At 44.4% G+C, this 23,445-nt stretch carries 26 protein-coding genes and 3 pseudogenes; 11 read left to right on the top strand and 18 right to left on the bottom strand.

What is annotated here, in order from left to right:
* Window positions 1-165: 165 nt before the first annotated feature.
* The 3 genes from C7R91_RS18505 to C7R91_RS18485 form a co-directional block, all read right to left on the bottom strand.
* Window positions 166-486, bottom strand: coding sequence for a DUF2834 domain-containing protein (locus tag C7R91_RS18505; RefSeq protein ID WP_047072700.1), 321 nt, complete (start codon window positions 484-486; stop codon window positions 166-168).
* A 1,220-nt stretch (window positions 487-1,706) separates the two neighbouring features.
* Window positions 1,707-2,174, bottom strand: a complete 468-nt coding sequence (locus tag C7R91_RS18490; protein WP_047072698.1) for a hypothetical protein — start codon at window positions 2,172-2,174, stop codon at window positions 1,707-1,709.
* 373 nt (window positions 2,175-2,547) lie between these two features.
* Window positions 2,548-3,015, bottom strand: a complete 468-nt coding sequence (locus C7R91_RS18485; protein ID WP_047072696.1) for a hypothetical protein — start codon at window positions 3,013-3,015, stop codon at window positions 2,548-2,550.
* Between the two features lie 735 nt (window positions 3,016-3,750).
* On the opposite strand from C7R91_RS18485, the gene C7R91_RS18480 reads away from it, so the two are divergent.
* Both C7R91_RS18480 and C7R91_RS18475 read left to right on the top strand, forming a co-directional pair.
* A complete protein-coding gene (locus tag C7R91_RS18480) occupies window positions 3,751-4,941 on the top strand; it encodes a hypothetical protein (RefSeq protein ID WP_047072694.1) in 1,191 nt (396 codons plus the stop codon).
* 147 nt (window positions 4,942-5,088) lie between these two features.
* A pseudogene (locus C7R91_RS18475) lies at window positions 5,089-5,479 on the top strand (recombinase family protein); the annotation flags it as partial.
* Window positions 5,480-5,564: 85 nt separating this feature from the next.
* Here the strand turns inward: C7R91_RS18475 and C7R91_RS29410 are convergent.
* Window positions 5,565-5,711 carry a hypothetical protein gene (locus C7R91_RS29410; protein WP_162837765.1) on the bottom strand — a complete coding sequence of 49 codons (147 nt, stop codon included), beginning with the start codon at window positions 5,709-5,711 and terminating at the stop codon, window positions 5,565-5,567.
* Window positions 5,712-6,708: 997 nt separating this feature from the next.
* Between C7R91_RS29410 and C7R91_RS29900 the strand changes: the two genes are divergently transcribed.
* Window positions 6,709-6,798, top strand: a complete 90-nt coding sequence (locus C7R91_RS29900) for a GNAT family N-acetyltransferase (RefSeq protein WP_307723628.1) — start codon at window positions 6,709-6,711, stop codon at window positions 6,796-6,798.
* A gap of 185 nt (window positions 6,799-6,983) precedes the next feature.
* On the opposite strand, the gene C7R91_RS18460 is transcribed toward C7R91_RS29900, so the two are convergent.
* From C7R91_RS18460 to C7R91_RS18445, 3 genes are all read right to left on the bottom strand, one after another.
* Window positions 6,984-7,664, bottom strand: a complete 681-nt coding sequence (locus tag C7R91_RS18460; protein WP_047072691.1) for a hypothetical protein — start codon at window positions 7,662-7,664, stop codon at window positions 6,984-6,986.
* A gap of 154 nt (window positions 7,665-7,818) precedes the next feature.
* Window positions 7,819-8,247, bottom strand: a complete 429-nt coding sequence (locus tag C7R91_RS18455) for a NucA/NucB deoxyribonuclease domain-containing protein (protein WP_047072690.1) — start codon at window positions 8,245-8,247, stop codon at window positions 7,819-7,821.
* A 694-nt stretch (window positions 8,248-8,941) separates the two neighbouring features.
* A complete protein-coding gene (locus tag C7R91_RS18445) occupies window positions 8,942-9,187 on the bottom strand; it encodes a hypothetical protein (protein WP_047072688.1) in 246 nt (81 codons plus the stop codon).
* Window positions 9,188-9,425: 238 nt separating this feature from the next.
* Here C7R91_RS18445 and C7R91_RS18440 point away from each other — a divergent pair, with 238 nt between their 5' ends.
* A complete protein-coding gene (locus C7R91_RS18440; protein WP_047072686.1) occupies window positions 9,426-9,815 on the top strand; it encodes a hypothetical protein in 390 nt (129 codons plus the stop codon).
* Window positions 9,816-10,050: 235 nt separating this feature from the next.
* On the opposite strand, the gene C7R91_RS18435 is transcribed toward C7R91_RS18440, so the two are convergent.
* The 3 genes from C7R91_RS18435 to C7R91_RS18425 form a co-directional block, all read right to left on the bottom strand.
* The gene (locus tag C7R91_RS18435; protein WP_052773429.1) at window positions 10,051-10,785 is read right to left on the bottom strand and encodes a DUF2935 domain-containing protein; all 735 of its coding nucleotides are present in this window, start codon (window positions 10,783-10,785) and stop codon (window positions 10,051-10,053) included.
* Window positions 10,786-10,899: 114 nt separating this feature from the next.
* Window positions 10,900-11,088, bottom strand: coding sequence for a hypothetical protein (locus C7R91_RS18430; RefSeq protein WP_047072682.1), 189 nt, complete (start codon window positions 11,086-11,088; stop codon window positions 10,900-10,902).
* Between the two features lie 144 nt (window positions 11,089-11,232).
* On the bottom strand, window positions 11,233-12,063 hold the full coding sequence (locus tag C7R91_RS18425) for a DUF2935 domain-containing protein (protein WP_047072680.1): 831 nt from the start codon (window positions 12,061-12,063) through the stop codon (window positions 11,233-11,235).
* Between the two features lie 107 nt (window positions 12,064-12,170).
* Between C7R91_RS18425 and C7R91_RS18420 the strand changes: the two are divergent.
* The 4 genes and pseudogenes from C7R91_RS18420 to C7R91_RS18405 all read left to right on the top strand — a co-directional run.
* Window positions 12,171-12,578 (top strand): annotated as a pseudogene (locus C7R91_RS18420) (DUF1648 domain-containing protein); the annotation flags it as partial.
* A pseudogene (locus C7R91_RS18415) lies at window positions 12,571-12,975 on the top strand (Crp/Fnr family transcriptional regulator); the annotation flags it as partial. The pseudogenes C7R91_RS18420 and C7R91_RS18415, both read left to right, overlap by 8 nt.
* 21 nt (window positions 12,976-12,996) lie before the next feature.
* Window positions 12,997-13,464, top strand: coding sequence for a DMT family transporter (locus C7R91_RS18410; protein ID WP_047072678.1), 468 nt, complete (start codon window positions 12,997-12,999; stop codon window positions 13,462-13,464).
* 102 nt (window positions 13,465-13,566) lie between these two features.
* Window positions 13,567-14,070, top strand: a complete 504-nt coding sequence (locus C7R91_RS18405; RefSeq protein WP_047072677.1) for a CarD family transcriptional regulator — start codon at window positions 13,567-13,569, stop codon at window positions 14,068-14,070.
* A 70-nt stretch (window positions 14,071-14,140) separates the two neighbouring features.
* On the opposite strand, the gene C7R91_RS18400 is transcribed toward C7R91_RS18405, so the two are convergent.
* Window positions 14,141-15,109, bottom strand: a complete 969-nt coding sequence (locus tag C7R91_RS18400) for a GNAT family N-acetyltransferase (RefSeq protein ID WP_047072674.1) — start codon at window positions 15,107-15,109, stop codon at window positions 14,141-14,143.
* Between the two features lie 150 nt (window positions 15,110-15,259).
* On the bottom strand, window positions 15,260-16,327 hold the full coding sequence (locus C7R91_RS18395) for a CapA family protein (protein ID WP_047072673.1): 1,068 nt from the start codon (window positions 16,325-16,327) through the stop codon (window positions 15,260-15,262).
* A 154-nt stretch (window positions 16,328-16,481) separates the two neighbouring features.
* Here C7R91_RS18395 and C7R91_RS18390 point away from each other — a divergent pair, with 154 nt between their 5' ends.
* Together C7R91_RS18390 and C7R91_RS18385 are read left to right on the top strand one after the other, a co-directional pair.
* Entirely contained in the window at window positions 16,482-17,648 is a 1,167-nt protein-coding gene (locus C7R91_RS18390) for a UDP-N-acetylmuramoyl-tripeptide--D-alanyl-D-alanine ligase (protein ID WP_047072935.1), read from the top strand.
* Window positions 17,649-17,794: 146 nt separating this feature from the next.
* A complete protein-coding gene (locus C7R91_RS18385; protein WP_083995156.1) occupies window positions 17,795-18,127 on the top strand; it encodes a transporter in 333 nt (110 codons plus the stop codon).
* A 59-nt stretch (window positions 18,128-18,186) separates the two neighbouring features.
* On the opposite strand, the gene C7R91_RS18380 is transcribed toward C7R91_RS18385, so the two are convergent.
* From C7R91_RS18380 to C7R91_RS18355, 6 genes are all read right to left on the bottom strand, one after another.
* A complete protein-coding gene (locus tag C7R91_RS18380) occupies window positions 18,187-18,948 on the bottom strand; it encodes a FixH family protein (RefSeq protein ID WP_047072671.1) in 762 nt (253 codons plus the stop codon).
* 6 nt (window positions 18,949-18,954) lie between these two features.
* Window positions 18,955-19,566: an SCO family protein gene (locus C7R91_RS18375; RefSeq protein WP_047072670.1), complete on the bottom strand. Its 612-nt coding sequence runs from the start codon at window positions 19,564-19,566 to the stop codon at window positions 18,955-18,957.
* 33 nt (window positions 19,567-19,599) lie between these two features.
* Window positions 19,600-20,469 (bottom strand): cytochrome c oxidase assembly factor CtaG, encoded by an 870-nt coding sequence (gene ctaG / locus C7R91_RS18370; protein ID WP_047072668.1) that lies wholly within the window; start codon window positions 20,467-20,469, stop codon window positions 19,600-19,602.
* 178 nt (window positions 20,470-20,647) lie between these two features.
* A complete protein-coding gene (locus C7R91_RS18365; protein ID WP_047072666.1) occupies window positions 20,648-21,118 on the bottom strand; it encodes a thioredoxin family protein in 471 nt (156 codons plus the stop codon).
* Window positions 21,119-21,121: 3 nt separating this feature from the next.
* Window positions 21,122-21,550 (bottom strand): disulfide oxidoreductase, encoded by a 429-nt coding sequence (locus tag C7R91_RS18360; protein WP_047072664.1) that lies wholly within the window; start codon window positions 21,548-21,550, stop codon window positions 21,122-21,124.
* 170 nt (window positions 21,551-21,720) lie between these two features.
* Window positions 21,721-22,506 carry a metallophosphoesterase family protein gene (locus C7R91_RS18355; RefSeq protein ID WP_047072663.1) on the bottom strand — a complete coding sequence of 262 codons (786 nt, stop codon included), beginning with the start codon at window positions 22,504-22,506 and terminating at the stop codon, window positions 21,721-21,723.
* 179 nt (window positions 22,507-22,685) lie between these two features.
* On the opposite strand from C7R91_RS18355, the gene C7R91_RS18350 reads away from it, so the two are divergent.
* Window positions 22,686-23,441, top strand: coding sequence for a cupin domain-containing protein (locus C7R91_RS18350; protein WP_047072661.1), 756 nt, complete (start codon window positions 22,686-22,688; stop codon window positions 23,439-23,441).
* Window positions 23,442-23,445: the final 4 nt, after the last annotated feature.

Here is a 23,445-nt window from a genome sequence, read left to right as displayed (position 1 = left end):
TCAATCCGATCAGTATGACAGGTATCGGACCATAGTTCGTTGTGATCCTGCTTACCTTGGAAAAACGTGATTTGGCGAGCGCTGTCGGTTTCACGTTCACAGTAATACCAGCGATATTTCTTCAATTCATTCCCTCCTTGAAGAGTTTTTCAAGGGTAACGATAGTTAGTTATCCTTCTTTTCTATTGTTTTTTGTCTGAAGTAAAGAAACAGAGGAAAAGCAAACGATAGACCAACAGTTAAAGTTGCGGCGATGTAAATCCACCAATGCTTAATGTGATGTTTTCTAACTTCTTGAAAAAGAAATACCCAGAAAATTAAGCATGAGATAAGAAAATCGGTTGCAAAAAAAGAAGAAATGTTGTTTGCAAAAAGTTCCGATGTAAAGAGGTTGATATCTAATCCATTTGCACGAAGGAACGGAATGAAATAACTGTAAGGCAAGACTGCTCCCAAAATTGCCAGTAACAAATATAGGTTTTTCATTCTCAACTTCCCACCCTTATTTTTGGGGATATTATACAGTAGGTAAAGAGTCCACTTCAATTCGTTCGAGAGTAAATTCTTTACAATTTCAGGAATCTACACGTTAGTCAGATCATCTCTGGTGCAATTCCACTTCTCGTAGGCACCATTCCCATTCTCATCTATAACAAAGTCTCCGGTTAGCCGGAAGGTTGAAGGAGCCAGAGAAAACAGCCGTGACCAATTTAAACAAATGTCTTTGAGAAGGTTCGCACCTTCATGACGAATGATTGTAATGCCGTGGTAATTTAAGCCAGTTTGGTTTTCTTGGGTTGAGGAATTAAAGGAGGGGACCCAACGAAGAGAGTCCCAGATGTAGAGGACAAGGTTATCACTTAAAACTACCGTCTCAAGTGGTTCATTTTCGTTTTCACTTCGTACTAAGTAAAATTCATGTGTAAGGCCCATTTTATCACCTAAAGTTCGTCAGATTTTTGTTCATAGTAACAAAATGTGTACTTAGTCAATGACGAAGAAATCATCAAAAATCTCTCCGTCAAGATTGAATAGTAGTTTATACCAGCCAAGTTTCTTGTTCTTAAAAACTATTGGAATGTATGAGACAACATAATCAAATCAGTATAAATTACCCTCATATGTTTTGTTTTCATCCCATCTATCAACGAACATGGCTACTTCTTTTAGCGATATGGTTAAATCTTCGGGCTTAAAATCAACACCGAATACAGAATTGAATTCCTCGGTGTCTTCACTTTGGTAGTTTACCTTTAATTTACCACAATAGTTATTGAAAAAAGCCCTTTAATAAAAGGGCCAGTAAATACGATGAGAATCTGTGTCGAAAACAACATCAACCTGAATGCCAGAGGAGTAAGGAATGAGTTCTCGCCCCGTTAGAATGCGAAAGCATGCTTACTGGAGATTGGGTGGGTGTGGATTTTGATGTCCATATTTAATCTCTGAAAAAATGTTATTCGATTCAAAGCGTTCTGTATGCGGTATTCGATTCTCAAGAATATCAATTAACCTCTGAATGTCTTCTTTGTAGCAGGTTGCTTTTCCAATTTAAGTTGATATCCTAAGTTCCCACTAACTTCAATTGTAGCCCATTCAACGTCAGAGATACTTGATATTGTCGTTTTAAATAGCGTGAAATAAAAATGGCTACCGACTTTCTCGACAGCCAGCCCATTGAAAACTCAATGGACACCAAAAATAGGTTAAGGAGTTTGGATATACATGAAGTGCATCCCGTCGTCTGTCCAACTCCAGTTTCCCGATTCATCTTGGACACTTACGGCTATGTAAAGAGTTTGATTTCTAGGTAGAGTGACTGGAATTTCAAAAGAATTGGTAGTATTGCTTGTGTTTTGCGGTAGAACAGTGGAGCTATAAATGTTGTTAAAGTTCTTATCATAAACAAGAACCCAGAAAGTTTTAAATACGGTGTTGTTATCTGGATCAGATTGAAACCACTGTATTTTTGGCTGCTCATTGAAATAGATAGTCGGGCTCTCACTTTTGTTTGAAGGAGGGGTGAGGATTTTCACGTAAGGTCGGTTATTACCTTGGTTAGATGCAGTTGCAGTTACTTTAGTTCCTGCAGAGGAAACAGCAGGCACATGAGAGGCAATTACCATTAATGAAGCTAGCATAAGAGTGGTTTTTTTCAACCTTTTTAATAACATTCTAAAACATCCTTTCTGAATATTAGTTCAAAATGGATTTTAAACCATCCCTTAAAGGTTTAGATGGAACTGACAACAAAAGCCGAGAAATATTTTTGGATAAGGGGACTGACAAATCGATGTAGAAAAGGCGGGGGCAACAAGGCTGCTGACTATGTAAAAAATGAAATGAAATTGATCGAAGCTTATAAGGACATGGGTACGACATCACAAGGGAAGACTTGAATGTAATCTACGCCCAGACATTGAAATATGCGAGAGTCTGGGATCGTACGAATTTAACTTAACATTACAATTGTACAGTTGGAAAGCAAGTGATTTAGAGGAACTGCTTGTCCCACGTTTTAGCAGCCCTCTAAATCTTGCTACAATTCTACCACCAAGGACGCTCGCTCAAGGCAATAATATATTTCACATTGGGGTCAACTCTTATTGCATCTTGGGAAGAAACATGGATTTTAATTTTTTCGCCAGCGGGCAAATATACATACCAGGTTTCGCGTCCAGTATCTTTAAACACTTGTTGTGCTGGACCACCAACACTCATATCACGAATCATATAGTCTAGGCTGCGATTTTGATAGGTGTCGAAATTAATATAAAATGCTTTTCCTTGGCCTGTGTCGTTTGTCCATTGAAAATAGTCATGATCCATTGGTCTTTCAAAATCTGGATATGATTTGTAAAAGGTACCTTCAAAACTATCCCCAATTCCTTGAAAATAATTCGGTGAGTTAAAACTATCAGGTTCTCTGGCATCACCCATAGCGAATGCTGAAGATGACATCGAAATTAGGCAGGCCGTAAGTCCAAGCGTTGAAATCAGTTTCTTTAATTTCATAAATGAAACCTCCTGAAATTTAGTAAATACCTTTTCTTGTTACAAAACGGAGGAAAGAGATCGCATTTTAACATAAGAGAAATTTGCTTTGCAGGTGATTGCTGTCCCTCCTGTGCAAATGCAGGTACGGCTGAAGTCAATAGTGTCAGTGTTGCTAAACTAGTCAGAAACTATTTCATCGAAAAACACTCCTTCTTTATCGAAGAGAAGCAAGGTAACGGGGGAGTGGACATGGTAACCGATATTTAAACGATACCATTTTCCAATTAATCCCATTTATTACAAAAACATCATAACACGCGCTGTTAAATAATACAATCGTGTTGTTTAATGTTATTCTGGGATTTTTTTCGGCAGGGGTCTCCACCTGAAGCCAAACCTTACTCTAAGGGCAGGATCAGCCTAACGATTATGAGAAGTACTGGACACGGGCGACTCATTAGCAACAGATCCAGTCCTCGCCGCTTGTCCAGTGCTGCTCCTATTCGAATACGCTGATCCTGTTACAAGTGCGCAGAATTACCTGGTGCACCCCCTCTAAAGCCTGTGACCACAATAGGTTTAAGGATTGGTTGGCGGTGGAGACTTCTGTCCGAAGGTTGGCTATCCCCAGGGAAATAGGGGTGCATGGGTGCGATGTAACTTTATTCAAAAAGGGTGCGTCTAACAAATGTATTTGCAAACTCCCGTGAATCATTTTCCGATACGTTTGCCACATTGAGGAGGTAACAAATCATGAAAAAGGTTGTGTTTACCGCTGCAATCGCAGCCGTTCTGTCTGTCGGGCAGATCGCCTATCCAATTCAAGAGGCAGAAGCGGCAACGGCGGCCTCTTATCGCATTGCCTACAAAATGCCCACGGTCAATACGCTGGAAGAAAAAGAAGTTTTTCATTTTCTCCTAAAAGGGGCGCTCAAGATCAAAAATCCTCACCCAGCCAGCATCCTGGACAAAAACAGAAAAAGCCTCACGGAAATCGTCGGCGACCTTAACGGTACAGACACACCGCGCGGTTTCATGATCGATGAATTCAGCGTCTCTAAAAATGGGTATTTGCTGGCCATGTACAATGAGATCGGGATATTGGACCCCGTCTATCCCCAAGGTTACGATCCGGCCGCGATCAACAAGCAAATATTGGAGCAGCAAGCATCTGGTCAATGGGGAGGCGAGCTGCGACAAAAGCGGGGAGAGATGGAACTAAATGCGCGGATAAACGCACTTGTCCAGGCGGGGTACGTACAGCCTGAGGAACTGAAAGACCAACGGCTTACGAAGCAATATGTTGCGGAGACGTTGTACCGCATGTACAAAAAAGTTAGACCTTATAAGGGGAGTGTAGCTCCCAAGGACAGCCAAAGTGAAGCGGTCCGCTGGGCAGTAGAGGTGGGAGTGCCGGGATTCCAGGTCGATACAAAAGGGTATGTGTATCCGGAATCTCAGCCATACTACACAAATATGCTCGACTTCACCCATCTGTTTTTGCCGAGCAAAAAAACGGCGGCTGGATGGGAGTATTTTCAATACGAAGTCAATCAAGACATGCTGCTAGAGGCCGTGCACAACTATTCAGGCCAATTGTTGCATGTTAACAACAAGCCGTTGTCTTCCCTTCCCAACTACGTGATGCTGTCTGATCTTCCAGAGAAGAAGAAGGCCGAAACGCAGCTCAGCGCCTCTCTTGCACCTAAAGTACTGGAGATGGTGGAACAGGTCCGGCGAGAAGTCCAAAAACCGCGCGTGTGGGACTGGCGAACAGACGTAATCCGGCATCCTTCCTTTACTAAACTTGTGAGCGAGTACCGGAAAACGAAGAGCCAAAAAGCGCTGAATCAGGTCTATCAAACAGTCAAGGCCCGCTATAATTTATTCGATCGGCAGGACTCGCCGCAGGTCATGAAAAGCGTTCTAGATCATATTCGGTGAGCTTTCGACGCGTCTAAAACTTTATCTAAAGTATTATTATCGATACAATTATCAAACAATAGCACCCGTGTGGTGCTTTTTTCATGTTTGCTCACTACTTTTAACAAGCCGTTCGCGTATATCTTCTCGACAGGAGGGAGAAGCCGTATGATCGGAATATATGCCAGGGTGAGTACAGAAGAACAAGCCAAGAGCGGATTCATCCTCGACGATCAGTTAAGGGAATGCAGGAATAAGGCAGCGACGAGTGAAGCTGCTGAATATGTTGACGATGTATCAGGCGAGTTGTTAGATCGATCGGCTCTCTCAAGGCTAAGACAAGACGTGAAGGACGGTGTCATTTCAAAAATTGTTTGTCTGGACCCTGACCGTTTATCGCGTAAGCTAATGAACCAGCTGCTTATAACAGATGAATTTGATAAACGCGGGATTGAGCTCGTATTCGTGAATGGCGAATACGCCAAGATTCCAGAAGGACAGCGCTTTTCCAGCATGCGTGGAAATCAATGAACGAATGAGTCGTGGAAGAAGAGAAAAGCAAGACAAGGCCGTGGGTGAATGGGCAAAAAAGACCCACCCCATAGCACATTCACTAAGGGTGGGAGTGGGAATCGTTACCCTGCCTATGGCTCACTCTTTAGGGATTCGATCCAATCAGCATGACAGGTATCGCATAATAGTTCATCGCGATCCTGCTTACCTTGGAAAAACGTGATTTGGCGAACGCTGTCGGTTTCACGTTCACAGTAGTAACAGCGATATTTCCCCAATTCGTTCCCTCCTTGAAGAGTTTTTCAAGAGTAACGATAGTTATCCTCTCCATCTATGGTTTTATCTAACACACTAGAAATTTTTTAAATGATCACAAGCTCCAATATGTAAAATTACTCGTCGTTTTTGCTGAAGGATGTAAAAACAGTCCAAATCCTAATAGCCAAATAAAGGAAACCGGATAAACCGTAATCCAGGCTAGTTAGCAATAAATAAAGGCCAGTCCAGTTAAGCAGATTATTATTGAACCTGTTTTATCTTGTCCATCTGGAACTTTTTTGCATTCGTGTATCCCACCAGTGCACTATTTGCAGGATTGTATTACTTAAAAAAGGCGTGTTATCGCAGGGTTTTTACTCATTCAAAATTAATGACACCATCATATACGTGTTTGATTGAACATAAATTTGCTTATATTACAGATATAATTGTTGAAAATAAATATAAAAAGCAAGGAATTGGTTCAGCTTTGTTATTAGAAGCATAAAAATGGGCTGAGTATTGTAAATTAGATTACTTGGAGTTAAATGTATTGTCTAAAAATACTGGTGCTCTTACTTTATATGAAATGCAAGGATTCAAAGATATGAGCCATATAATGCGTTTTGAATTTTGATTTAAAGACCCTATAAAGGATTAATGTATTGAGGTACTGCTTATTGTGTATTCCATTTTCTCAACTAGGTAAAAGTTGAATAAATGAACTTAAACTATCGGGGGAACGATGCTACAACCAAGACGCGGCTACCGGCATGAGTCGTAGCTACGTTATACTCTAGGGGGAGTTTCATTGCTACTTCGAAGATTTCATGAGACGGATATTGACCAGATCATCACTTTATTTTATGAAGCCGTACATACTATAAATAAGCAAGACTATACTCAAGAACAAGTAAATGCTTGGGCTTCAAGCTCTAGCTATTAATATTTCATATGTTGCTGAAATGAATGGTTATATGGTGGGCTTTTCTGACATGAGTTTACAAGGTTACCTGGATGCTATTTGTTCATAAAGAGCATCAGGGGCAAGGAATTGCTACTGCATTGGTAGACACACTGAATCTGAAGCCGAAAAATTATGTCTAATCGTACATCGTAGTAAAATCGCAAATCGTTGAATGCAATAGCACTAAACTGATGAATTTTAGAATGAAAAAAAGTTTACGCTAACGGGAGACGATAGCTGAATACAAAAAAACAAAAAGTTGGTAATCCTGAGAACAGGAAAACCGACTTTTATTTTGATAAAAACTGTATTAGCGTGGGCCTGATTACTCTTTAAATGAAACCATAGTAACATTCCGATCTTTTTCGTTCACCGTTAAAACAACCTCACTCGCATAGCGTGAGAGAAATACGAGAAAGGGGGATTCTAGCAGGTCGTCACTGAGCCCCCAGTTCGTTGGGGATATGGTGACCTCGGCACTCGTTTTGAATGGTCTATTAATAAAGTCCCAGAGCCTTTTGTGATCCGGGTGGGCTAGGTAGGTAGTCTGCTTGATAAAGGAATCCCTGTTTATTTGGAACAGCTTTACGTTTAGGCGATTACTACGCTCACATTCTCCCTGTAGATAAAAATCGCTTACCAGAGGATCAATCTTACTTGTATTTATGACCGATTCGATAAAAGAACTTTTTATATTCGGCTTTAAGTCTTCCAGCCTGATTTCTTCCAACTTTCCATTCGTATATATTCCCCGTACTTTAGTAAAAAGGCTGGTGAAATTGACGGAAGCATATTCTTTTATCTCGGGATCGTTGTGGGCCGGAATCCGATAAGCAATTTGCTCATGAACAACAAAAGGAGCGATGGCCCATTGCAGGACGATATCATGGATAAAATCGGGAGGTTCCTGAAGCCCGCTTGACTCGAATCTCTTAAATGAGAAGTCGACGTTTGTATCTACCCGATTCTCTCCAGTGGGGAACGGTATCTCTATCAGCCAATCCATATATTATGTCCTCCTTATTGGTAAAAGAAGCAAAAGGCAACCTAGATCAGGTCGAACGGTCTAAATAGCTAACCCGTCCTCTTTAAAGGAACGGGTTCTTTACTGTAAAATGTTTATCCGTATCAGGAATCTGCGGGTGCACAAAACAGAGACCTTATTTGACCAAGATTTCAACCTTGGTTCCGTCGGGAAAATCCTCTAGTTGATTGGAAATCCACGATCCAGCTCCTCGATTATCTGAAGGTGTTATGTATTGGATATGTGCTCCTGTGCCTCCCTCAGCACACATAGCCATTGGCCATTCATCTCGATCGAACCCCTTTTTTGTAGGAATGCCTTTGAGTGATTCTTGGCGATTTTCATCTGCTCCATTACGGTCAATTGTGCATATGGCTGACTTCCCAGAGGCAATCGCTTCTTTGATATGCTTTGCAGTCTGAGGGTATCGATCAGACGGAAAGACAATAGTATGGTCTGCGTTTCCGTTGCTGACTGTTTTGTTCTCTATTGGCACAAGTCCAAAGAGATAGGCGGCGCCAATCAGCAGCACCACAATCAACATCAGCATTTTTTTCTGTGTCATGCTTTTTGTCCTCCAATATATGTTCTTTTTCAATAATAACACCGCTAAGTATTATGTCGAAGCGTTGTTATGGCCTATAATCCTCTGTAAGCCTTTTTCAGGGGCGGGGATTCTTATGGTTACCCGAGTTGTACCTCTAGCGAATTAACTTTGATTATCGTATGTACTTTTCATTAAGGCTAACGTTCTTGGCACAGAATCTGTCGAAGTGGTAGACGCTGTGCAGCTCAAGCTGGAGTCTAATAAAAATTACCAGCATATACACATCCTCGATGAGCGCAAAAAAGAAGTGATACAGACCAGTAAATAGGATGAAGCCACTCGGATGCCGGGTGGCTTTTCTATTTGCTAGCTGATCAAGAAGCTCTTATTGGATTAGTTAAAACGCAGATGGAGGGGATGATTGTACGAATCAATAGTACGGGGAACCAAAAAAAATAGCGTAGCGCAAAATACTTTTAAATAAGGAGAAATTCAAATGATAATTCAAGCGCCAGATCAAATTCAAACGACACATCCGGAGGGAAGCCACAAAGCTTCTCCCCAAATTTCTTAGTTACGTTCTATGAGGGCTTTTAATACGTGTCAAAAGAAAACAAATGATATTTGAAGGTTTAAATTACCAAACATCTTTAAAACGATTTTTACAAGTAGCTCACAAGAAAACCTTGTGAATCGTATTTCAACCAGACAGTTATTTTGTAACAGCGACATAAATCATCTCTGCCAACACGAAAACTTGAAAAACGGCCACACCAAACAGAGCAAAGGCCATCTTACGGTTTTTTTTCAGTTCAAATGTTCCTAAAGAAACCATGACAACGGCAAGGCATATCATCGTTACTATTCTTAAGAAAGCCGCATGTGTAAAAATATTCAGTACGGAAATAGAAAGAGCAACTACTGAAAAGATGTAGAACCAAAGAGGTCTATTTTTCATAAAGGATCACCAATTATTCCCTTTTTGTAACAATTTTAACAGATAGTCTGACTGAGTGCACTTACCACATCGGTAATTTTGCAAAGGAGAATGCATGAGCCCAATCGATTTAGCAGGTGATATGGATCTAAAATAAAGTATTAACATAATTTCCCTTTTAATTTTTCCATACTCTATTACTACCAATTTTTTCTGATACAATGACTTCATCCTATATGAAAGGTTCCGTGTGGCAGTAATGAACAATGAAAGTCAACCTTACACTGATTTTAGAGAAATGTACCGCGATATCGATTTCGTAGCAGAAGCTTACTACAACGAGTTTTTCCATGCCTACAAGACGGATGGGCGATTCCCCGAAGTATATACGTTCGAGCAAACGAAAAGAGCTTCTAGTGCCATCCAACTTCTTCAACTCTTGGAATGGGAATGGAACCCGGTTCGTTTACTGGCATTACTATCGACAGTAGGTGCTGCCCTAGGAATCGGACGCCCTATACCTGTTTATGATTTTTGTTCAATGATTGAAGGGGCGGCGCTAATAGGTACTCCATATTTAGACTACTATACTAAAAAGAAAGACATTCTTATAGCTACTTTGGAGATGTTTGCAAATGTGGAACCATAGAAGTTAAAAAGTACGTTATACCGTTAAACCCCGGCTCGACTCTGATAGAGCCTGTTTTATGTAGACGGGTTTAAGTATCCTATATTGAAAAGCGAGCGTTAATTAAGCTGTTTAATGAATGGTATGGACGAAGCATCCGCAGAATCGCTTAATCGTTGCTCCCAGGTACGCATCAATAGCAATCACCCGCAAGCTACACTTTGCACAAAGTGACAATCTTTCGGGTGAATTTTCGCTACTTTGCGTGTGTAAGGGATACCTCAAAGGCATCTAAAATCTCTAGAAAATGCGAGGCTTCTCTAAATACATGGTCAGCCAGCAATGGGGGGATTATGCTCTTAATTTTGCATTCCTCAATCAAATCACGAGCTGTTTTTTTGAAGTCACGCAATTGACGAACGGATACGCGATTTTGATCCACAAATTGATTCAGTAGCGGTTTCGTTTGAGATTGGGGGCGCATGGAATCAAGATCCTGAGCTTGGAACAATAATTGATCAAAATCATGACTGAATTCTCTGGCTTGATCCACTAGCTTTCTTTCGGAAGGATCGAGCAAATGGTTAATAAATTTCGCATGGTCAGCCATGATGCGTAGGAAGAAGACATTTTCATTAATCACCGCATCAGGTAAGGGATCAAGGTTGCCTGTATTCAGTTGTTCTAATCGATTCCGAAAATAGGCAGCTTCCCTGCTCACGTGATCGACCAACAGCGGAAAGTTGTTACCACCGATTTTGCAACGAATAATGAGTCCGAGTACTTTGCGTTTAAAGGCCCAAATATAGGAAGCAGCATTGTGAACGATTTGATTAAAGTCATAGATTCGTTGAGGGTCTACGTCAGAAGAAAAGGCAAGGGCTTGGCTTTCAATTTCTTCAAAAATGCTGTAAAAGCGATTCGCTTCTTCAATCAATTTTGTGTCTTCGCAGTTAAAACCCAATTTGAGGAACAGGGAATGTTCTTTCATGATGCGTATATGCGTTTACCCAGTTTTGTGAATGGGCATGAGCACAGAATCAAAAAAAGAATGCGTTTTCTGGCTTGTCCATAAAAAAACTCCCTGTAACGGGAGTTTTCCAAGTCAAAAACGACGCATCGAGTGCATTTGCGTTCTGTGGTGATGGGCCCGCATGCGATGGAAGTGTTCTCTTTCTCGAAAGGTATGATGACGCATGCGATCATGGCGATGTTCAAAAGCCAGAGAGCGATAACGATCTGCTTGCCGCAAGTGATGACGCATTCTCCGTCTATGATGCTCAATCGGATCCATGACACTTCCCCCTTAACGTTGGTACTTTATATGCTATGAGGACAGCTTCTTGCTTGCTTATGCATGAGTGGATGCCGCCAAGAAGGAAGGGAAAAGAGGCGTAAAGCCTTTAGCTTTCGCCCCGTTCTAAACAAGGTTAATCTCTTACTCGATGCGCGGTCTGGTGGGGAAACAGTCTGGTGATTGCACGTCGGAAACCTCAGATAGCTTCATCAAATAGTAGCATTCTTCTCGAGACATATGGTCGGCCATGAGCGGGGAGAAAACTCCAAGCAATTCATCGCGCATCCGCATCTCTTCCAATTCATGCAAGAATACCTGAAAAAGCTTCATTTCCATTTCTGCTTGATGGTTAAAACGGCGTAGTGCCGGGAAGTTATTCAAGTTTGTTCGGAGATACCCGGCTAATTCCACTGCTTTTAGGTAAAAATGCTCGAACTGTTTGGTAAATTGTTCACTTTTAAGCTGATAATCTTTTTCCACCATGTCCAAAAGGGAAGTGATGGAGGCCGCATGTCCGATCGCATCGGATAGCCACAGGAGGTGGAGCTCTACCGGGTGATTGGCAGGTGGCAAGCTTCCGGAGAGAAAAGCATGCAAAATTCGTTCATATTCCTCTAGTTCATTGACCATGTGGTTGATAAACGTCGGGGGAAGACTAATCGATATTTTACTGACGAGGTGCCTTTCCAGAAGGTGGAGTTTAAAATCGCGCAATTGTTGCGTGAGTTCACTTGCCTGCTGATTGAGTGCGTGTAGTTCATCGGAAGACAGATTCTGCCTGGCGTTATCCAATAAATTATCGAATGACACGATAAAGTATAGGGCTCTTTCAATCTCCTGCTCTTCAATCGGAGCAAGTGATTGAAAAATAAAGCGGGCATGGTCGCCCAGAATTTGTAGCCAGAAACGGTGTTCAAACAACATACTTTCCCTCAAAGGATCTTTCACTGTTGTTCCCTCCTTACTCCACATCAAGATATGTAAGAACGCCCAGAAGTGTGTGACGGATTGACCTTGACTCCCAAATGGACATAAATGGTAAAATACTTGTAGGAGGAGCAGCAGTAAGGGGGGAGAATATGAAGAGACCAATCACTAATATACCAAAGACAGGCAGCGAATGGTTATGGGATGTAGTTGGTTGTTTATTTTTCGTGGGATCACTACTCTTTTTAGTCTTTGCATGGAATAAGCTTCCTGACGAGGTGCCTGCTCATTACAATGCTTTGGGGGAAGTAGATCGCTGGGGCTCAAAATGGGAACTGCTTCTTTTACCTGGGATTGGCGTCTTTATCATTTTCCTCATGCAGGTGCTCGAAAAACATCCGGAGCTCCATAACTATCCTGCACGCTTCTCTGAATCGAATGCCGAGCAGTTTTATTTGCACAGTCGAAAAATCGTGAACCAAATAAAAAATAGTTGCTTAATTATTTTTTCCTTAATTTTGTTGGAGTCGGTTTCCATTGCTCTAGGATGGGGAGGCGGCCTCGTCTGTTCAGATGATCGGGATTCATTATCGCTGGTTGAAAAAATACGGAACAGACTACGCTCCACTCCTGCAATTTTTACTGCAAATCATTACGCACAAATTTTGTGTGAAGTCCAACACATTAAGCATCAACCTTCTGTATCCAGTAGAAGTACGATTCGCTCGTTATTTGTTGTCCGTTCCGATAGAAGAGTGGGATTCTGCCAACAAAGAACAGATCAGTACGAGCAATCTCTTGGATGCAGCGAATATGATTGGAACGAGCTACAGACATTTGAATCGGGTCATTCAACAGTTCTGCAAGGAGGGACTGATTGAGCGTGCCAATGGATTCCTGCTGATCAAGGATAAGGAAGGTTTAACTAAAGTGGCGAGCGGGACTCCAAGCGAATAATGAGACAGGAGTGGCAAAATCATGGTAGTCGGGCTATTCTTCGCGTTAGTGGCTGGCTTGTTGGTCAGCCTGCAAAATATTTTCAACAGGAAAGTAAGTGAACAGGCAGGAACATGGTCTACGACGACTCTTGTGCTAGGGATGGGATTTCTGTCGTCTTTGACGATGGGCCTCATTTTTGAAGGAAATCAGTTGTTTTCGCTTCCAGCTATGCAGCCGTGGTACTGGTTCAGCGGCATGATCGGCGTTGGGGTGGTCTTTTGTCTGGTGCAAGGGATGAGGCTGCTTGGCCCTACGTATGCCATCTCCATCGTTCTCACTGCCCAGCTTGGCTTTGCTTTATGGTCGGATTCAATCGGCTGGTTAGGGCTGGTTCAAGTGCCGATGACGTTTACGCAATTGTTTGGGGTTCTGGTCATTGTCGGGGGTGTGATCGTATTTAAACTGGGTGGCGAATGGCAACAGAAACGCTCTATGAGTAAGATGTAAATTTTTTGTTGACTTAATTTTAAACGTCATGATAAAATAAAAAATTTTAAATTCAATTTTTGTGTTATAATAGATATAGATTGCTTTGAAGGAGGTGGACGTATGTTTCAAGTTGGAGACAAGGTTTTTTATCCAATGCACGGGGCAGGCGTAATTGAGGCGATGGAGGAGAAAGAATTTCTGGGTGAAAAACACCTCTATTATGTGCTCAACATGCTGCTGAAAGAGTTAAACATCATGGTCCCGGTTGAAAAGATGTCCGCTCTTGGTATTCGAAAGGTGGTCGAAGCCGACATTTTGGAGAATGTTTTGGCCGCCCTGCGAGAGGGGCAACGCGACACCGCCTTGAATGCAGCGCAGCGCTACAAGCTTCATACAGAAAAAATGAAGAGTGGCGATATTTACGAGCAATCTGAGGTCATTCGCGATTTGGTTGGTATGAGTAAAGAAAAAGTATTGGGCACGAGTGACAAAGTGATGCTGGATAATGCGCAGCAGCTCCTCATTAGTGAGATTGAACTGGTAAAAGACGTAGATACGGAACAGGCAACAGAATTGCTAAAGCAAGCTGTATGCCCAGAAGAAATGTCTGAAATTGTCCCATAAATATTGTCCATACAAGGGAAGTAAGGGGAGTGATTGTTACGGCAATCGCCCCCTTTTTTTTGTATGTCCGTTAGCGCCGCAAGCCATGATTGAGGGAAAATTCTTGGCGACTGGCAAACTGCTGGTATCCAGCACGTAAAAAGGCTTTGGCCATTGGTGTATTTTTAATATCGGTATCCGCGCGGATGTATGTTTCGCCTGCTTGGACAAGAACGTCTGTGGCCTGCTTCAGCAATTGATCTATATAGCCGTGTCCTCTTTGCTTGGGGAGAACACCTATGTATCCAATCGTAGCAAAGGTTGGGCTGACCGTAGGCATCAAAAATCCAATGAGCTCATTTTTTGCTGTATAGGCAAGCTGCCACCATTCCGGTTCGTACTTCATTTGTTGCAAGTCTTGGAACATTTCCTGCGCTTGGGCTAGAGGGCCTTTTTCCAAGCGCTCCTCTGTAATCTGTTGATCATGGGTGAATTGCGAGACGTGCATGATGGCATCCACAAAGGCAGCCTCGCCAACTTCAGGAAGACTGCGGTACACGATCGGATCATGCGCTTCGTTTGGCGGTATAGCAGTTGTCTCAATCGGAGCATGCCATTCGAAGCGGTTTGTTTCCCGGCTAATCCGAAAGCCGAGCGCTTCCAGAACATTTCTACGCTCTTGGGGGTCCATTTGCCAATGGGGAGGGGAGGAAGGTGAATCCAGAACATAGCCGATTTTCTCCGAAAGATTCCCTGCCATGAGTGTAAAGACTTCGCGTAAGAAATGAGAGCCGAGCGAAACACATTCTGTTTCTTTCCATGGAAGCTCCCACAATACCAAATCTGTCGCTTGTTTACTGCCAGGCAATGTCCAGAAGGCTAGACGACCAGCGATCTTACCCTGTACCTCCAGAACGAAGCACCAGTCCTGACGCATGGCTCCTTGTGTGAACATTTTATCGAGGTAAGCAGCGATATCATTCCGAACAGACGCAGGGTGGTCCGGGAAGGCAAGAAATGCAGGTAAATCTTCCGAGGGGATACGGCGAACGGTGATCATGCAGTCATCTCTCCTTTGTAACTATCTAAAATAAGTTCGTTAGTTACAAGGGGATTTTACCAAAATGTTCTGTGAATCGTCAATCGTCGTCTATGTAGAAAAATAGGAAGGGTAGGGAGCGCACTGCCCCCTCCCTCGTTTGCTCCAGTGTTATTCAATTAATACACCCCGCGCTCTACCTATGATGCGGATGGCGCGACTCCACAGCAACTGGAGCTTTTTTCTCTGCAGGGGGCGCACATACAGATCAGGGCTTTTCAGATAGGAACGCATGGGGATGACACGAAAACATATACGTCCCTGACTCACATATCGTTGCGAAAATGTCGGGATGACCGAAATTTGCTCGAGTGAGATCTGATTTCTCTCATCTTTTTCGACAGTAAATCGAAGGATTGCCCCGCACTGTGATTGATCAAACGAGAGCATTTTCTCTGATATAAAATTACCTAAAGAATACGCGACCAATGTTTGTCTTTTTGTCCCGTGAGGAGTCATGATACTCGGAGTGACAACAGGCTGCAGAACATGTGGGTGAGCGCCGAGTATGACATCAGCACCGTTGTCGAGCAGGCTTTGTACGAGCTGCCGCTGGCGAGTCGTTGGAGTATAGCGGAATTCAATCCCAAAATGAAGGGAGATGATCACAACGTCGACGAGAGGACGGACTTTTCTCAGGTCGGATAATATCGTGTCAAGATGAAGAAGTCGTACGATCCATGGCGTATGAGCGGGGATCACCTGCTTGTTTGTCCCGTAGGTGTAAGCAAGCAGGGCGATGCGAATGCCGTTTACCTCCTTGATCAGGTAGGTATTTGCCTCCTCGGGGCTTCGATAGGTTCCGGTATGGGCAAGCTTGTATCGATCCAAAACATCAAGGGTTCGGCATAGTCCGGTTACCCCGCCATCCAGACAGTGATTATTCACTGTAGTCAATACGTCAAATCCAGATGTTTTCAAGTCCCGAGCCAATTCATCTGGACAGTTGAAGCGAGGGTAACCGGTTCGTGCCGAACCGATTTGATAGGGCTGTGTTTTCCCGGAAAAAGTGGTTTCTAAATTGCCTATTGTGAGATCTGCCGCTGAGAGAATCGGTGTCACGGGGTGAAACATATCTGTAAAAGAGAATTGATCTGTACCAGGCAGTCTGGCAGTTGCCACCTGCTCTTTCCACATCAGGATGTCGCCTACAGCGGCGATGGTGGCCTTCTTTTTCATGCGCTTCACCTCCCCTCCTACTCTATTCCAGAAGTCGTCCGTCTGATTTGGATAGTAGCGGAACGTTTTCATAGATAATGGTCTATACAGGCTGTCTATGTCGTTCATACAATAGGAAAGCTGATCGAGAGAAGAAGAACGAGGCAAAGGGGTGATACCCGTGAAAAAGAAGAGAAGAGCTGTAGCACCTGTAAAGACGCTGATTCTCGACAAGCCAGTTATCGCTGTGACGGGAAGCGCAGGGAAGACCACGACAAAGGAAATGATCTACACCATCCTGAATCTGCGCATGCCCACATATAAATCGATGTACAACAAGAACTTCCTGGGAAATACAAGAGCGCATACCAAAAGAATTCGGGACGAGCACAAGGCCGTAGTGCTTGAGTATGGAATTTATCGAAGCGGTCATTTGCGCCAGCACTGCAAAATCATCCAGCCGTCGATGGGAGTCATCACGAATATTGGAACGGCTCATATCGGAAATTTTGGCGGTGATGCCAGGCAGCTGGCGTTAGCAAAAACGGAGTTAATTCGCCATATGAAACCCACGGGCACCATTTTTCTGAATTGGGATTGTCCTTATTCTCGCGAGTTTATTCAACAGCCTTACCTGGGGTCGTTCACGGGAAAAATCGTGACATTTGGCAAGGAGCAGGAGGCGGACTATAAGGCGGGGCGAACGAAAATAGAAGGCAATGGGTTTCGATTCGAATGTTCTTTGCGTGGAGAAAAGGAGTCATTTTTTGTTCCTATTCCTGGCGAGCATAATTTATACAACGCATTGGCTGCTATCGCAGTCGCACATACGATGGGGATTCCCGTCGATGACATTCGTCGCGGGTTAAGTCAGTTTCGCGGACAGCGAAAACGCCTTACCAGCTATCGGCTCGCGAATAACATTCAGGTGCTGGATGATACCTATAGCTCGAATCCGGATGCGGCCAAGGCAGCGATTGATGTGCTAAGCCAGGTCGGGCATACCACAAAGATCGCCGTGCTCGCCAGCATGCTGGAAATGGGCAAATACGACGTAAAAGGTCATGAGGATGTCGGGAGATATTTGAGTCAAAAAAATGTAGACTATTTATATACGCTGGGAAGTAGTGCTAGGTATATTGCAAGAGCAGCGATTCGCTCCGGATTTCCGGCAAATCGGGTGAGGCATTGCTTGAGTAAGGCAGGCTTGCATCGGCGTCTAGCAAAACAGCTGAAGCCAAATACAGCCTTTCTCGTAAAAGGTTCAAATCGGTTGAAAATGGGAGAGACTGTACAATTTTTGTGTAGGGTAACTGCCAATCAAAGCATTGGGAAAGGGTGAAAGAGCGGGAACGCTTGCGGGGGGCAGACAAGGATTTATATACAGGCTATTGCGGAAAAAATAGGTGAATGACGGCGGGCAAACGCACATACCATCTGTGCGTTTGCTGCATTTCCTATAGGGAGACTAGTAGGAGGTGACACGTCATGTCATATCAATTTCCCCCTGGCGGTCCAGAAGGTTCCCCAGGTTATCCAGGTTCCCCGGGAGGTTTTCCCCCTCCGCCACCAGGTCCTCCACCGAGCAGGACGCCAAGTGCACCGGGAGCAAGAGGCTATGGGGGAACACGCCGGATTGATGCTGGCGGATTCTATCCCTGTTTATATCGTTACACGTACGTTTGGCTGCGAAATGGTCGCTCTTTCTGGTTTTACCCCGTCTATGTCAGTCGTCACTCTGTAACCGGCTATCGCTGGAGAGGATATCGATGGGAGTATTACGGGACAGACTTGGATCGAATCGCCTATTTTACATGCTAGCGCCATTCATGAGCAAAAAGGCCATTCCCCGGGAGGATGGCCTTTTTATTTTGAAGGACTTATTTTATGGAGAGTGAGAAGTCCTTGTGATCATGTATGTCTCCTTTTTCCACATGGATCTTCACTGTATAATCCCCGGCAGTAGGGAATTGTGCGTTGCCTTCATACTGGCCTGCCGCAGTTTCCGTTGCATCGACGAAGCTGTGCTTCTCGTCATTTCCCCGCCAGAACTCGAATTTGACTGTCGCTTTGTCCAACGCTTTGTTGTCTTTCATCAGATGAACAGTGAGAGCAGCTGGTGTTGCGACTTGAATATTGTCGGCTGGAGAGAAATGATAATCAACGGTTTCCCCGTTCGTGTGACCTGCCGCCCCATGATCGTGTGACTGACCTGCGTCAGCTTGAGGTGCGGATGGCGTCGCCCCAGTCTTGCTGTTAACGGTAAACGGGGTCTTCTGCATATTGTGGAAATCCCGTGCTGTTACATGGTAGTAGACAAAATAAGAACCTGGCTCGCTAATGGTTTGTTGGGCCGTGTAGACACCGTCTCCTTGCAGCGAAGCCGGGATCGTTTCATGCTTTTCTTGCCCATCTTTCCACCATTCGAATTTCACTTCCTTGGCGTCATCTACGGGTTGGCCGTCTTGTGTGACTTTAACGGAGAAGGTAACTGTGTCGCCCGCTACAAGCTCCTTTGGTTCCAATGTAAAGGCAGCTTTAACTGGAGCTCCGGGTTGAAAAGCTGGTTGCTCGGTCTCTTTTCCACAAGCGGCTAAAAGGAGCATAAGCATGGATAAGAGCAGAATCATCGTACGTTTCATGTTGGATTACCCTTCCTTTTTCAATTTCAACAGTTCCTGATAAATTCGTTCGGGATCAAAATCGTCACCCATGCCGAATTTTTGAATGACGGCATTGCTATCATCCACGAGATACGTACTCGATGTATGAGAGATAAATCCATCATCCATCTTATTGGCAAAAAAGCCAAGCGAATTTGTAACCGATTTGATCGTTTCGTCATCACCACGAAGCAGGTTCCAGCCTTTTTCTTGAATCCCCAATTGCTTGGCATAGTAACGCATGACATCCGGGGTATCGTTTTGCGGATCAATCGTGATGGTCAAAAACTCAACGTCTTGCCCCATCAGGTTTGCTTCGAGCAAGCGCTTTTGCAGCTGAACCATTTTTACCGTTGTCGTGGGACAGATATCCGGGCAACGGGTATAAATCAACTCCACCAAGCGAACCTTTTTCTTTTGCGGTGCTAGCGAATAAGGTTGTCCATCAATGGTTTGCAGAGTCACATCAGGCAATTTCGCCTGGGTGTTTTTTGGCCCGAACCAAAACCAAGAAGCGACAAGAGCAACAAGGACAAGGACCGGTAACAACAAGAGCAACCGTCTGATTCGGATAGCGGTAGCAGGGGCGATATCCACGTGTGTGTAGCGCCTCCTTTCAGATTCTTTTGGCTATGGCGTTAGGAGGCCGTCCTCTTCCTGATTCTTTTCTTTTCGATACCAGGTAGAGAAAATGTAAGCCAGGACGACTCCGTACGTCAGCTCCTGCATGAGCTTCATCACAATTCCGCCCAGCCGTTGATCCTCCAGAGGGAGAAGTGGAACGGCGAACATCGATTTGTCGATCGGCGTGGAAAAGAATGGAGCGCAGAGCATGGAAGGACCGTCTACATATGTCGTATACAAAGGTGTTGCTGAAAAAATAATCAGTGCGCATGCAGGCGTAATCAAAACACCGTTAGCAAAGATGTAGGCAAGCTTTTGCAGTTCGGACAGACGGTGAATTTCCGGTATCGGTGCGACAACGGGCATCCACATCAAAATCGCAGCCACCAGCAGCAGTAAATGAATCAAATTATGTAGGGCCAGGTTGTTCATTGCCAAGTCTAAAATAACAGGCATATGGTAAAACGAGAACAGGGCATTAAACATGAGAATAGCAGGTATCGGGTGACTCGCTATACGCATGAAAAGCTTGAGCCCCCGGCGATAAAACAGGGAGCGGATCAACCAGGACGGGGTCCCTGCCAAGAGCAGCAAGGGCATTACGAGATAAAGCAACGATTGCTGCAGCATGTGGGCGCTAAACAAAAAATGCCCAGCTACGTTCAAGGGACTTCCCATACTAAAGTAAAAACCAAGTAAGCCGAGAGTAAAAAAAGTCTTTTGCTTGCGTGTAACAGGTGTGGAATCTTGAAAAGTTTGGCGTAATGGTCCAGTCAGTGAGAAATAAGCCAGACCAATCAAGAAAGTCAAAAGAATCAGCTCTGGATTCCATGTCGCCCGAAAGCCAAAGGTTTCAGTGAAATAAGTGAGGGTCATGCGATTACCTCCGTTTTCAAGGATTATCCCCAGTACTCATTATAGGCAAATAACTGGAAAAGCCTAATGACTCGTTCGGGCTATTTCTTCCAAGGGAACGGAATTCTTCACATATTTGTCACGTATGTCCAAATAAAAAAGGAGCCTCCCGCAAAGAAAAGAGGGAGGCTGCCACACGTTATGATTTTTTCTGTTCCTCCAACCAAGCTTTCCATTCGCTTGCTTCGCGTCCTCCGACGAGTCGGGCTACTTCCTTGCCGCCTTTGTAATGAACGAGGGTCGGAGTGAATTCGATGTTGTATTCACCATAGCTGGCGTTAAATTCTAGCAGATTGAGCTTTTTCATATCGATGTCCAAGCTTTTCACGATCGGTACAAGGACGGGGGTAGTTGCTTTGCAATGCTCACAAACCGGGCTGTAAAAGTAAACAAACGCGTCCTCCTGATTATCGAGCTTACCTTTGAGCTCATCAGGCATAATGAGATTATCGTACAGCGGGTCACTCAATTGTTCGAGAGTAGCGGGGTGCAAATTGGCTTTACCGTAAGGGTTTCCTTCCGCAAGCTGACGGTTCGAAATGTCAGCGTACACGATCGCACCGATCAGGAGCGCAGCCACAAGGATGGATAGAAAGATGACTTTCTTCATGAATCATTTCTCCTTTGCATTTTTCATTACGATGACAAGCAGGATGCTGATCAAGGTGAAGGCAATGAGAGCAAGGAACGGAATAGTGATAAACCCTAGCCAGTTAATATAATCCGTGTTGCATGGCACAATGCCGCAAGCGCTGCCGAGATCTTGCAGGGCAGGTATTTTTTGAATCGAGTAATGATACAGCGATGTGAGTCCTCCGATGATGGAGAGAATCAAGGCGTACGACGCGATTTTGTCATCTTTCTTAGCGGAAGCAACCCCGAGCAAGATGACGAGCGGGTACATCAAGATTCGCTGGTACCAGCACAGGTCACACGGTATGTACTTTAAGACCTCTGAAAAAAACAAACTGCCTCCTGTTGCGATGAGGGAGACTCCCCATGCGGCAAACATGGCTTGTTCCACGATTTGCTGACGTTTCATATAAACACCTCGTCCATATCTTAACATATTACAAATCGAAAGTAGATTATAAAAAGTAATAATTTGTTGAACGGATGGGCTTGTCTCCTGCATCATACTGGATGCACTACCCGATGCGCTTGCAGCAGGTAGGAGCACCAGTCCGAAAGCTCCCAGTTTTCCGAGCAAGATTAGTAAACCCGTACTTGTGGAGAGGATTGCCTATCCCGAATCGGTACGAAAATAGTTTGAAGAGAAGGCCACTCGACTAACATGACGCCGCGCCAATATCCTGCGCCACCATCAATACCGACCATATTGTCTCTGCGCCAAGGACCGCTGCCTGCGTATTGAGGTAATCCTGGAACAGGGGTATGGCCAAAAATGACAGGGAGTTCTCCATCATAATAAAGGTAGAAAGGCTCGCGAATCCATAGTAAATCTTGCGGATTTTGTTCCGGCAAGGGGATGCCGGGTCGAATGCCTGCGTGTACCAAAAGTGCAGCTGGAGCTCCTGTTCGCGGATCGGCGGGCAGCTCTATATACAAAGGAAGAGACGACAAGGCTGGCAAAATTGTTGGATAGCGAGAAAGGATGAATTGTCGCGCTTCTTCTTGTTCCGGTAAAGAAGGCATCCGGTTAAGAAAAGCCCGCCGAAGCGGGTGATTCCCTAAGAAAGAACGTATGGTGGCATCACCGCCGTTGTAGCGCAGGTATAACTCCGGGTTGCCGTTGCCGGATAGCCAATCTTCAAGCATTTGCTCATGGTTGCCTTTTATGAGAAAGATTTGGTTAGGATACGCCTGTCGAAGAGCGAGTAAATCGAGCAATACTTCCTTTGATTCAGGTCCTCGATCGATCATGTCCCCCAATACGAACAGACGATCACCAGCTTGGGGGGAGAAGGAAACGTCCCGCAGCGCTTTTTGGAATGCCTGATTCTGACCATGTATGTCGGAGACTAAATAAGTAGCCAAACAAGATCACCCTCCTCGATTACCCGTTATGCCTTTTAGTAGGATATGTTTGTGCAAAGTGGAGGGTGAAAGGGTGTGTCTCTTTCTCGGGCGTATAAATGGGTGCACCTATTTTGTGAACGGGAATAGAGATGCATAATGAGTCAAATACCCATTCGGGTGGGAGGATCAAACGACAGATGGCTACTTCCTATCGCGACTATACTTCGCCAAATACTCAGTTCACGTACGATATGAGAAATAATCTGTTTTTCAAAAAGGACGATCGCAATTTCATCGATGCCTTGGGGATCGCACAATTAAATACATTGGGCAACAGCTCGCTGCTGGATATTTTCCTGACAACCGGAAATGTTGTCGAGCCACACATTCATCAAAATGCAGCAGAACTGGTGTATTGCATCGCTGGTGAGGCCATTGTATCCTTGATCAATCCTTTTACCAATCAATTGCTCAACTACCATATTAAACCGAGGCAAGTTGCCAATATCCCGCAGGGCTGGTGGCATTATGAAATGGCTTTGACAGACGACACGCATCTACTGGCTATTTTTGATGCGCCTGTTCCTGAGGTGATCTTTGGCTCCGATATTTTGCGCTTGACTCCAGCGAGTGTGTGGGCACATACGTATTGTTTAGACGAAGCAAAGGTAAAAGAAACGCTTGCACCTATTACCAAAACAGTTGTGATTGGCCCGCCATTAGGATGTCAGCAGCAGGGGCAGTTGCCAGATAGAGCTGCTTCCAGCCACTACCCGTACTATGGCTACTCGGGCCAGTTGCCAGACAGCTACGGTTACTACGATGCCAACTATGTGCAACAGGGTGGGTATGGACAGCACCCAGTCTATCAACAGCCGACCGGATATCCGCAATACGGCACGAATCCCTACGATACCGGATATCCGCCACAATCCGTTTATCCATCCTATTGAAGGG

The organism is Brevibacillus formosus, assembly GCF_003013405.1.
Classification (GTDB): domain Bacteria; phylum Bacillota; class Bacilli; order Brevibacillales; family Brevibacillaceae; genus Brevibacillus; species Brevibacillus formosus.
The sequence above is the reverse complement of the archived record's forward strand: the minus strand, read 5'-3'. Positions and strand labels throughout refer to the sequence as shown.